Genomic DNA, 12460 nt, shown 5'->3' on the forward strand with positions numbered 1-12460 from the left:
AGTATTCTTAGTAGAGTATAGTGAAATTATTAAAAGGCATTATTAAATTTTATAATAAGCTTTTTGTAACTTATTGGAGAGTGGATTAATTAAAGATTATCATTTTTTTCTTACATTTATTATGTTTATGATGTTATACAGTTTAGTTTTACTTTTACAAAATAAAATTAAGCCAAGCAATAGTGGCTTCTCTTATTAATTACATAGTGATGATCCTTTTAAAAAATGATTATAGACAATTAGGAGAAAATAATATGAATAATATAGATATTTACTATAGAATTATTAATTTAGTTTTAATTTCTTTAACTTATGGTACTTATAAAGCAGTTAAAAAATACAAGGTTAAACTAATAAGAATTATAATGCTTTCTTTTTCTACAACATATTTTTTCACTTTTATTTGTTTAGAATTTAATAAATATAATAATGATGATATTAAAATAGTACTTTTTATATTATCTGTAATAACATTAATTTTATTTTTCAAATCAAAGCAGGATATTAGAGCTATTAAGATAACAGAATTAATAAATTCACAGGATATTTGGGAACATAAAGAATATATTTTTAATGCAAAAGATTTTACTGATGAAGAAATAAATATAGTTGAAAAGGTCTTAAAAGATATTTTTTATGAAGTAAATAAAAATTTAGGATACAGGAAACTTGGCAGACAAGATATTTATATAAGAAAGAATAAAATTGCAAAGAGTATAAGGATAGTAAATATTTTATATTATGATAATAAACAAGATATAAACTTACTAACTAGTATTTACGAAAGGGTTGCTAAGGAAAATTATGGTGAAGTAAATATAAAAGAAGGCTTTATTACAGAAGTTGAACTAAGAATCATAATTTAAAGGAGAAATATTATGTATGGCTATAACTGGATTTTTCAAGCAGATTCTATAGGCGAGTTTTTTAAAAGATTAGGAATAACATTAGTAAGTATAGTTTTACTACTAATGTATTTCATTGGAGTAACATTTTTTGTTGGAGGATATATAAAAGGTGTAAATAGCAATTATATTTTCATTGCAACAAAAACCTTAGATAATATAATTTGTATAGTTGTCCCATTAATTGTTATTTTGATGATTTTATCTAAGATTAAAGTAAAATATAAATTTCGTATATATAGTATTAATAAATCCTTTAATGTTATATATTATTTAATTTTAATTTCATTAATTATTACTTTTGTTAATAGCTTAAACAATTATACAGTTTTTTATAAAGATAAGATTGTAAAAAACAATATTATTAAATATTTTGAAAAGGAATATTATTATTCAGATATTGAATCATCAGATATAGGTATAAATTGGAGGGGGAAAAAGTATCCAAGCTTTTACTATAAGGTCAAATTTAATGATGAATATAAGCTTAATCTTGCAAATGGGATAATATTTGGGGATTATGATATTGATAAGTTAGTTGAAGTAAATGACATTCTTATAGAAAATAAAATCACAAGAAATATAGATAGGATTTATCTTGATGTTTACATTATAGACCGCAATGATAATATTAAGTTAAGTATGGAAAAGTTATTTTCAAAATAATTAATATAGGAGGGTTAAGTTATGAAAAATAAAAATATATGTCCTAAATGTAATGGTAATAAAATTATCCGGATACCTGGAGAAACTGGAATCTATGGAGTAGGTAATAACATAGCATCTGGTTTTTTAAAGGGAACAGTAAATATTACCAGATATATGTGTTGTAATTGTGGATTTATAGAAGAGTGGATAGATAGCAAAGAAGATATAATTAAATTAGAAGAAAAATATACTAGATAATATAAGATTAGATACTTAATAAATTTGAGAATTAGTATGAATATAAAGTGAAATTTTAAAATATACTGTACTATATAATTTGTTGGAGGAAGCTATGTTAAGCAGTAGAAGATATGTATTTTTATCTTTAGAGCTACATCTATTTTTTGCCAGAATAATGAAGGAACATTCTCTTTTTTTGGAGGCAGGATTTACACCTAAAAACACTAAACTTTCTAAGGAAGCAAATGATTATAAAGAACAATTTGAAAAAGTTTTATTAGAAACAGTCAAATTAAGTGATGGAAATGTTAGAAAACGTGTATTAGATTCCGGAGAAATTTATACTGATTATACTTTAAGTACTGAAAAAAAGACTGAGTTTTATACCGGAATAGAAATAAACACTAAAATAACAGCTATGGAATCTAAATTAAGTAGAAAAGAAGATATAGAAGCTGATACTAAAACAGTAAGTGCAGTAAAAAAAATTAATTGTAAGGTTATAAAGTTATTAGATGGACTTATAGATTTAAAGGAAAGAATTTTAAGTGAAATGCTATCATGTAAGTTATTTACAGCAAATTATCCATTACTCATTGAACATATAATACGTGAAGCTAAATTATACCGTTCTTATGTGTATGATATTGAAAATGATAGGGATATTGAAGAAAAGGACATTAAAGAAACTGAATTGTTTTGGGATCAAATTATGATGGAGCATTCTCTATTTATTAGAGGGCTATTAGATCCAAGTGAATGTGAATTAATAAATACTTCAGATAACTTTGCAAAAGAGTTTTGTGAGTTAATTGAAAAGGCAAAGAATATGACTAATGCAACAATTTCAAGTGTTAGAGATGAGACATTGATGCAGACAATTAAATTAAGGGACTTCAAAAAGGCAGGGACGGAAGGGATAGAAGAGTGCAAAATAAGGTCGATAATATTACCGCTTTTGGCGGACCATGTATTAAGGGAAGCTAATCATTATATAAGGTTATTAAATTATTATAAAGGAAGAAAATAGCTTGGAAAAAGACTATTATATGCTAAGTCAATGTAATGGTCTTTTATTTTATACTCTTTAGGACTTTATAAAAGGACTACTTATTTAAATAGCTTTTTATAAATTCATTCCTTCAGTTTTGAAGTTTATTAATGGCCTTATATTAATTATTAAGTGATGTGAATTATTAGAATATATATGATGTAAATTTTATTTAAAAGAATTATTGAATTATAATAATTAGAAAATTGGTAAAAAATTACAAAGAGTGTATAATAGTAATAAAAGGGGTGATACTTTGGGGGGAAATGAATATATAATATTTCGCTGTTATATTTACATTTAAAGTAACAATTATTATTTTTATGAAGGAATAATATGAATAAGAAGGAATTTATAGGGAAATTGAATCAATATGAGAGGTTAAGGAGATATATGTATGGATAATAATGCTACACCAAAAACAAATGAAGTAGTTTTAGAACCTAAGAGTAAAATAAGAAAAAGAATACTTTTCATAGCGTTAGCTCTGATAATATTAGTAACATTTGTTGTTGCTTATATTTATTCAGAAAATAAAAAGCTTGTAAATAGTTATGAAGATAAGGTATATCCAGGAACTTTTGTTTTTGATAAAGATGTTTCAGGGATGACAAAAAGTGAATTACGCAAAGTTTTAGAAGAAATGGTAACTGATATTTCAGAAAAAAAGATAAATATAGCAGTTGGAGAGAATAATTTTGAAAAAAGTTATATAGACCTTGATACAACAATAGATTATGAATCTTTTGAAGATGAGGTTCTAAGCTTCGGAAAAGATAAGAAGTTTACAGAACAACTAAATTTAATAAAAGAACCTCAAAGTAGGGATTATGAGTTTGAAATCAAATATAGTGAAGATAAAATAGCTGAGTTTTTAGATACTATAGCAGAGCAAGTTAATGTAGCTGCACAAAATGCAAGTATAAGTGTAAACTGGGGAGCTGTAAATGTAACGCCTGGACAAGTAGGCTATGAGTTAAATAAAGATATATTAGGATCTAATATAAAAGATGTATTAGTGGAGATTAATAGTGATGATATTGTTTCGATAAATGGGGAATTAGGGGAAGTTAATCCAGCAATAACTACAGAAGCTTTACAAACAGTAGATAAAATGATATCTAATTATACAACTTATTTTGATCCAGGCCCTAGTGGTCACAATATTCAAGTTGGAGCAGGTATGATTGGAAATGTACTACTTATGCCTGGAGATACATTTTCAACTGTAAATGCTATAGGTCCTACAACTAGAGCAAATGGATTTGTAGAAGCTAATACTTATCTTAATGGTAAAGTTGTACCAGGACTTGGTGGCGGTGTATGCCAAATATCTAGTACAATATATAATGCTGAACTTAAGGCAGGTATACTTCCAGACTTTAGAACGTATCACGAGATGGTAGTTAAGTATGTTCCACAGGGATTAGATGCAACTATAGGTGATGAATGGCCAGATTTAGTATTTACCAATCCATATGAGTATCCTATAGTAGTTAATGTATATTCTACTGGGAACTCAGTGACAGCAGAATTTTGGTCTAACAGTCAAGCTACTGGAGGGGTAACATATGTAGCACAAGCTTATCAAACAGGACCATTATCAGCAGATGCGTATCTTTATGGGTATAACTCTGCAGGAGAGCTTGTATCAGAATCATATTTAGATAGCAGTGTATATAAGCCATTTAATTAAAAGTATATAAGTTATTAAAATGCTATATTGTTTAAAGTAAATATTAAATATATATAGTCTTTATATTAACTTATATATAAACTTATAAATTGAAAATTGTATGTAAAGCAGAAACTAAATTTTCATTAAAGAAAATTTAGTTTCTGTTTTATTTATTTCTAATATTAAAAAACTAATTTATTAAGAAAAAATACATAATAAAAGTTTAGAAGAATTCATCTACCTTTAATCTAGATTCTCTTAGTTTATCTAAATTTTTATTATAGTTCATTTGAAAGTAAGTATAAAAAACTAGATCTAATATATACATTATTGAATATTTAGAATTAAAAGGTAGATATTGCTTTATAGTTGGATCTATTTCAAAAGGAATTCCTGTTAAGCAAATATCTGAAAATCGGTTTAATTTATTATTGTTGTTATTTGTAATAGATATTATTTTAACTTTATCATTACTATGTAATTTTTCAGCGATATTACAAATGTGATTGTTTGCAGAATTAGATACAAGAATCACAGTACCACTATCAATATTAGATATTGTAGTATTTATTAATGAAGTATTCCTTTCAAAAACAATATCAGATCTGATTTTTCTAATTTTATAATAAAAATCAAATGCAGTATTAGCAGAATTTGATTTTGCAAATATATAAATTTTAGATTTGCTATTAAGAATCTTAGCAACAGCATCTATTTTTGAAATTACATTTGAATGAGTAGTAGAAAGTGTAAGTAGAAGCTTGTTATCTATATTTTCACTAGCGGATCTATATTTAAGCATAAATCTTAGTTCATCAAATCCTTCTAAGTCTATCACTTGACAAAATTTCGATATTGTAGATATTGACACGCCAGCCTCACTTGCTAACTGTGTTATTTTATAACTTGGAATTTTATCAGGGGTTCTTAATATAACTTTGGCTATTTCTTGATGTGAGTCACTTAATATATCGAGCTTGCTAAATATTACATTTAGAATATCTTTCATTAAAACATCTCCTATCTCACTTATTGAATAAGTCAATTATATTTATTAAGTAATTTCATTATATTACATAGGAAAAAATTTTCCTATAAGGAAAAAGAAAATAAAAACAATGTGAATATATCATTAAACTGTTAGTATGTAAATGTAATCATTAATGAAATTGAGAATTTGGAGGAGATTCAAATGAAAGAAAAAATGCAACAATTAGGTCAATCGATGCTTATCCCAATATCTATTATTGCAATAGGTTCATTATGTATGGGGTTGGGTGGTGCATTAACTGCAGAAAACACAATTAGCAGTTTAGGATTGTCAGGGGTTATTTATGAAGGGTCTTTTTTATTTAACTTTTTTACTATAGTAAAAGCTATGGGGGATGTAGTATTCAAAAACTTACCGATTTTCTTTGCTGTTGGGGTATCTTTTGGGTTAGCCAACAAGGAGAAAGGGTGGGCAGCATTTTCAGGATTAGTTGGATTCCTAACAATGCATTTAATAATTTCTACAGTATTTAAATTGAATGGAATTACAGGAGATACAACAACTGTAGATTATTTCGTTAAGGAAATGGGAATGTCAAATATTGATGCAGTAAGATACAATTCTTTATACGCAAATACATTAGGGCACTTTTCATTTAACATGGGAATGTTTGGTGGGCTAATAATAGGTATAATAACATCAATTATCCATAATAAATTCTATAATATTAAATTACCATTAGTACTAGAGTTTTTTGCTGGAACTAGAACAGTACCAATATTAATGATAGTAGCAGGAACAGTAGTTGGGGTTGCATGTTATTATGTATGGCCACCTATAGGACTAGCTATTACTAAGTTTAGTAATTTTATTCAAAGAACTGGGCTGTTTGGAACATTTACTTGGGCAATAACAGATAAAGGCTTATTACCATTAGGACTACATCACCTAGTTACACAACCAATAAGATGGACAGCTTTAGGTGGAACTATGGAAGTTGCAGGTAAGATGGTCGAAGGTACAACTAATATATTCATGGCTCAATTAGCAGATCCAAATTCAGGAAAGCTTTTGGTTAGAGGATTCCAATCAGGTCGTATAGTTGTTCACTTTGGAGCTTTACCAGGAGCAGCACTAGCTATGTACACTACAGCTAAAAAGTCTAAGAGAAAAGCAATTTCAGGTTTATTAATTACAGCTGTAGCAACAATGATTTTATTCGGTGTTACAGAACCAATTGAATTTACATTCTTGTTCGTTGCACCTTGGTTATTCTATCTAGTGCATGTTCCATTAACAGGATTAGCATTTGTTCTTTGCGAGCTATTTAATGTATCTTCATTTGGGGGAAGTGTAAAGGATATTATACCAACATTATTTCAGCCAGAAAAATTAAACTTTCTTCCATACTTATTCTTAATACCATTATTCTTTGTTATATATTATTTCTTATTTACATTCTTAATTAAGAAATTTAATGTTAAGACTCCAGGTAGAGATGAAGATGAAAATGAAGAAGTAAAATTAAATACTAAAAAAGATTATCAAGAAAAAATTAAAGCTAAAGGAACAGTAACAGAAGCTGAAGGAGAAACTTTATCTACTCGAATAATAGAGGCATTAGGGGGAGAAGGTAATATTGTAAATATAGGAAACTGTATGACTAGACTAAGAGTTACAGTTAAGGATATTAGCTTAGTAAAAGATGATGAAACATGGAAAAAGAAATTAGAAGCAGTAGGCGTAGTAAGAAAAGGTAATGCTTTACAAATTATATATGGGACAAGAGTTACAATGATTGCATCAGATGTAAAGGAATTACTAAATGATTGCTAGTGCTTGAAATAGGAGTGATAGAAAAATGAAAAAAATAGTTCATACATTGGCACATACACATTGGGATAGAGAATGGTATTTTACAGACAGTGAGTCAAGAGTTTTACTTTCAAAAGCTTTTGATGAGGTACTAGATGTTTTAGAAGATAAACAAGAATTACTTTATTATCATCTGGATGCTCAAAGTTCATTAATTGAATCATATTTAGAACAAAAACCGAATCAATTACCGAGGATTCAGAAGTTAGTAAAAGAAGGGCGTTTGTTAATAGGACCTTGGTATACTCAACCTGATGTATTTAATATACATGCAGAGTCTATAGTTAGAAATCTTAAATACGGTATTAATTATGCTGAAAATATAGGAAAGTGTATGAATATTGCATATTTACCTGATACTTTTGGGTTAAATGCACAAATGCCACAAATAGTTTCTGGATGTGGATTAGATGGGATTATTTTGAGAAGAGGATATAATCCAAACTTACATGGTAAAACGGAAATGCTTTGGGAAGCTTTAGATGGGACAAAGGCTTTGACAGCAGTAATGGCATATGGGTATTCTGTATCTCATCCTAAAAAGGGTGGAAGAAATAGAAATTTTAGTGAAGATAATTTATATAGAGAAACATATCCATTAATTGATAATATTAAGAAACTATCTAATTCGCAACACATTATGTGCCCTGTTGGTGGTGATCAAGTAGCAATAGATGAAAATTTTAATATGTTTATTGATAAGCTAAATACGTATAAGAATACAGAGGATGAGTATATACAAAGTTCTATACCTAATTTTATGGATGCGATTAAAAAAGATATTGATAGATTAGGTACTTTTGTAGGTGAATTCAGAGATCCTGTATATTCAAGGGTTCATAAGACTATTGGTTCTTCAAGATATGATATAAAAAAATCTAATCATGATGCTGAACAAGGATTAATTAGAATAGCGGAACCGATTAGTTGTATAGCTGAAAATTTAGGCTTTTGGTATGATCAGACATCATTAGATAGAGCTTGGAAATTATTATTTCAAGCGCATGCACATGATAGTATGGGTGGTTGTAACTCTGATACTACAAATGAAGAGATATTATTAAGGTGTAAACAAGCTTCGCAAATTGCATTTTCAATTTTTAATATTATTGCAAAAAATATTTCTCTAAATATAGAAGAGAAACCACAATATAATTCTCATTTTGTTATTTTTAATAGTAGTATTGATGAGTTTATAACAACAAGTGAGCATATTTTAGCAACTGATTCAAGTGAGTTTTTATTATACGATATAAACGATAACATAATTAAATATGATGTTTTAGAGAAAATAAAATATAGAAAGCCAAGAAAAGTAGTTCTTACACCAGATGGCGAAAAAGAAGAAATGGTTTATGAGTATTTTTATGTTACTAAAATTGCATTGGATAAAGTGGCTGTTCCAGCTTTAGGATATTCAACGATATATGTAAAACATAGTGAGAATTTGGAATCTAACAAAGAACAATATAGTTTTATAGAAAATAAGTTGTTTAAATTGGAAGTTAGAAATAGCAAATTAACTATTACTGATAAGAATAGCAACAAAGAGTTATCTGATTTTATGTATTTCGAAGATATGTCTGATGATGGGGACTTATATGATTATTCACCATTAGAAGGAGAAAAGCCAATTTTAATTAATGAAGCTGAAGTAGTTAAAATAACTAAAGGCAATATTCTAAGTGAAATGGAAATAGTGTATAAATTTAATCTTCCGAAGGAAATAAATGAAGAAAGAAGTAGTAGATCTAAAGAAGTAGTTCCTCAAGAATTAAAAGTTTTTTGTAGATTATGGGAAAATACAGATAGAGTTGACTTCAAAGTTAATTATGATAATACAGTTAAAGATCATAGGGTAAGAGTACTATTTAAATTAGATGAAGTATGCAATAAGATTTATGCAGACTTACCATTTGGTTATATAAATAGAGAGTCAGACAGACAGCCAAAACTTACAACTAAATCAGAGGCTCCTATAAATATTGAACCACTACAAAATAGTATTATAGTGCCATTAAAAGAAAAATCATATATGGCAATAATGGTTAAAGGGTTAAAGGAGTATCAAGTAATTAATAAAGAGATACTAGCAATCACTTTATTTAAAGGAGTGGGGAAACTCGGCAAAAGTGATTTGTTATATAGACCAGGCAGGGCTTCAGGAAGAGAAGTAGATTCACCACAAGGTCAATTGATGAAAGATTTAACTTTTGAATTTTCAATGATGCGTATGGATAATGAGGAAAAAGTTCCATACTTTAGAGTTGCAAGAACATTAGAAGGATACTTAAATACAGGCTTTAGTTATCAAAAGCAAGTATTGAAAAAAGATATACAAAAGCTAGATTACTTTGATATATCAATAAAAAACAATAGGGTTCAAGAGCAATATGGATTTATAAATGGTAACTACTTAACTAGTAAGGGATTAATTTTTAGTTCACTGTCTTATACAAGTAAAAATGAAAAACTTTTAAGGGTATTTAATCCATCAGATAAAGAATTGGAAATTGATACTAGTAAAGTTTCAACTTCTTCACATGTTTTCGTATCTGATTTCATAGGAGAAAGAAAAAGTGAAATCAAAAAAATTACAGTTAATAAATTTCAAGCTGTTAATTTAATTATAGAATAAGTAGTCAATCTACTAGTTAATTATGTTAGCTAGTAGATTGCTTTAAAAAGGGCAAGGTGATAATTGTGAAATCTACAAAGAATGATAAAAAAGTTACTGTTAATAAATTCAAAAATAAGAAAAGTACAAGTGCTGAGAAGAAAATAACAAATAAAGATATTATAAAATTTTTTATTAAGTTCACAGTAGGAATGTTTTTAGTAGCTTTAGTAGTTGGAGCAGTTGTTACTTTATTCGATTTAAAAATATATAAAAATATAGATGATGTTAAACATGTTAAGTTTAATAATATCTTGAAAGAAAGCGATGAAAAATACTTGCTTTATTTATATGAAAGAAATAATGAAATCTGTGATTTTATAGAACCTACAATATTGGAATACTCTAAAAAAACAACAATTCCAATATATGCAGTAGATATGTCAGAGGATGAAAATAAAGATACTTATGAGGATGTAGAGTTTTATACAGAAGATAAAGAAAAATTATCGATTGATTTATCACCAGCTATGATTTTAGTTGAATCAGGAAATATTGTAGACTATGGGGAAAATGTTGAAGATGTGATGGGATTAATAGGTAGATTTTATATGAATTAATATTTGTGGGAGGTATGAAATGAAATACTTTGATTTTGATGATAATAGAAAGTTAGATATAGTTCCAATAGGAAGAATAGCAATTGATTTTAATCCAATGGATATAAATATGCCACTTTCAGAAAGTAAAACTTTTAAAAAATATTTGGGGGGATCACCAGCTAATATCGCAGTAGGACTAGCTAGGCTAGGAAAGAAAATTGGATTTATGGGAAAAGTATCAAAAGATCAATTTGGTAAATTTGTTGTAGATTATTTTAATAATGAAGGTATTGATACATCACAGATAAAATATGATGAAAACGGTGGATCATTAGGACTAACATTTACAGAAATATTAAGTCCAACAGAAAGCAGAATATTAATGTATAGAAATGGTATAGCTGATTTAGAGCTTAAGCCAGATGAGATAGATGAAGATTATATAAAAAATACTAAAGCCATTATTATATCAGGTACCGCATTAGCAAAAAGTCCATCTAGAGAAGCGGTATTAAAAGCTTTAGAGTTAGCTAAGAAAAATAAAACTATGATTGTTTTTGATATAGATTACAGAAGTTACACTTGGAATAACAAAGATGAAATAGCATTATATTATTCAATTGTTGGAAGAAGAAGCGATATAATAATTGGCTCAAGAGAAGAATTTGATTTGATGGAAGATATAATTGCTAAAAATAGTAGTGATGAAGAAACAGCCAAAAGATGGATAGGCTATGGTAATAAGATAATTGTAATTAAACATGGAAAGGAAGGATCAAAAGCATATACTGAGAATGGAGAAGTGTATAAGGTTCAGCCATTTAAAGTAAAACTATTGAAATCCTTTGGAGGGGGAGATGCATATGCATCAGCCTTTATATATGGAATATTAGAGAACTGGGATATTTCAGAAGCTTTAGAATTTGGAAGTGCATCAGCAGCTATGTTAGTTGCTAGTCATAGTTGTTCAGAAGATATGCCTACTGTTGAAGAAATTAGAGGATTTATTGAAAGCTACAATAGAGATAATTATGAAAGGATAGTGACTGTGGAAAATGCAAAGTAAAAATTTAGTTTCCAATATTGAATTTACGAAAGAAGGCGTAAAGACTATATCTGAAATAAATGGTTTGAATAGTAGTATGCAAATGGATATAGTTGTTAGAAAGTTAAAAGCTGGACAGGAGCTTAAATTAGTAGAAGCTAATAAGGAAATGGCTATATTATTACTTCAAGGAAGTATAAATTTTATATGGGAAAGCAGTGCGTATGAGGCTAAGAGAAGCTCTGTATATTCAGAAAATCCTTATTGCTTACATGTTTCTAAAAAAAGAGAAGTAGTTATTAGAGCTTTAAGTGAATCAGAAATATTAATTCAATGTACTGAAAATGAAGCGGATTTTGAAAGTAAGTTATATACTCCTTCAGATATCAATATACAACTATCTTCAATTGATATTTGGGATTCAACTGCAGCAAGAGAAATTAAGACAATATTTGATTATAATAATGCCCCTTATTCAAAGATGGTAATGGGAGAGGTAATATCATACCCTGGTAGATGGTCAAGCTATATTCCACATTATCATCCACAACCAGAGGTTTATTATTATAAGTTTGATAGAAAGCAAGGGTTTGGTGCTTGTTTCATAGGAGATGAAGTATTTAAAGTAACAGATGGAAGTTTTTCAATAATTAATGGCGGTTATGTACACCCACAAGTCTCTGCACCTGGATATAGGATGTATTACTGTTGGATGATAAGGCACTTAGATGGAAATCCATGGACAAATAGAATAGATGATGAAGATCACAAATGGCTATTAAATGAAAAATAGTGAGGAGGAATTATT

The 12460-nt window shown here is 28.0% G+C and carries 11 protein-coding genes; 10 read left to right on the plus strand and 1 reads right to left on the minus strand.

What is annotated here, in order from left to right:
* Positions 1–254 precede the first annotated feature (254 nt).
* The 5 genes from QK892_RS14465 (at position 255) to QK892_RS14485 (ending at position 4540) form a co-directional block, all read left to right on the plus strand.
* Positions 255–866, plus strand: a complete 612-nt coding sequence (locus QK892_RS14465; RefSeq protein WP_317274256.1) for a hypothetical protein — start codon at positions 255–257, stop codon at positions 864–866.
* A gap of 12 nt (positions 867–878) precedes the next feature.
* Positions 879–1571, plus strand: coding sequence for a hypothetical protein (locus QK892_RS14470; protein ID WP_317274257.1), 693 nt, complete (start codon positions 879–881; stop codon positions 1569–1571).
* 21 nt (positions 1572–1592) lie between these two features.
* The gene (locus QK892_RS14475; protein ID WP_317274258.1) at positions 1593–1811 is read left to right on the plus strand and encodes a hypothetical protein; all 219 of its coding nucleotides are present in this window, start codon (positions 1593–1595) and stop codon (positions 1809–1811) included.
* 94 nt (positions 1812–1905) lie between these two features.
* Positions 1906–2823, plus strand: coding sequence for a DUF2935 domain-containing protein (locus QK892_RS14480; protein ID WP_317274259.1), 918 nt, complete (start codon positions 1906–1908; stop codon positions 2821–2823).
* A 418-nt stretch (positions 2824–3241) separates the two neighbouring features.
* Complete coding sequence (locus QK892_RS14485; protein ID WP_317274260.1) at positions 3242–4540, plus strand: VanW family protein; 1299 nt, start codon at positions 3242–3244, stop codon at positions 4538–4540.
* A 205-nt stretch (positions 4541–4745) separates the two neighbouring features.
* On the opposite strand, the gene QK892_RS14490 is transcribed toward QK892_RS14485, so the two are convergent.
* The gene (locus QK892_RS14490; protein WP_317274261.1) at positions 4746–5531 is read right to left on the minus strand and encodes a MurR/RpiR family transcriptional regulator; all 786 of its coding nucleotides are present in this window, start codon (positions 5529–5531) and stop codon (positions 4746–4748) included.
* Between the two features lie 183 nt (positions 5532–5714).
* On the opposite strand from QK892_RS14490, the gene QK892_RS14495 reads away from it, so the two are divergent.
* From QK892_RS14495 to QK892_RS14515, 5 genes are all read left to right on the plus strand, one after another.
* Complete coding sequence (locus QK892_RS14495) at positions 5715–7349, plus strand: PTS transporter subunit EIIC (RefSeq protein WP_317274262.1); 1635 nt, start codon at positions 5715–5717, stop codon at positions 7347–7349.
* A 25-nt stretch (positions 7350–7374) separates the two neighbouring features.
* A complete protein-coding gene (locus QK892_RS14500; protein ID WP_317274263.1) occupies positions 7375–10026 on the plus strand; it encodes a glycoside hydrolase family 38 N-terminal domain-containing protein in 2652 nt (883 codons plus the stop codon).
* A gap of 65 nt (positions 10027–10091) precedes the next feature.
* Positions 10092–10625: a conjugal transfer protein TraF gene (gene traF / locus QK892_RS14505; protein WP_317274264.1), complete on the plus strand. Its 534-nt coding sequence runs from the start codon at positions 10092–10094 to the stop codon at positions 10623–10625.
* 19 nt (positions 10626–10644) lie between these two features.
* On the plus strand, positions 10645–11673 hold the full coding sequence (iolC, locus tag QK892_RS14510) for a 5-dehydro-2-deoxygluconokinase (protein ID WP_317274265.1): 1029 nt from the start codon (positions 10645–10647) through the stop codon (positions 11671–11673).
* Positions 11663–12445 carry a 5-deoxy-glucuronate isomerase gene (locus tag QK892_RS14515; RefSeq protein WP_317274266.1) on the plus strand — a complete coding sequence of 261 codons (783 nt, stop codon included), beginning with the start codon at positions 11663–11665 and terminating at the stop codon, positions 12443–12445. The genes iolC and QK892_RS14515 overlap by 11 nt, the downstream gene beginning before the upstream one ends.
* Positions 12446–12460 lie beyond the last annotated feature (15 nt).

This window comes from Clostridium lamae (genome assembly GCF_033043255.1).
Lineage (GTDB): Bacteria > Bacillota > Clostridia > Clostridiales > Clostridiaceae > Clostridium > Clostridium lamae.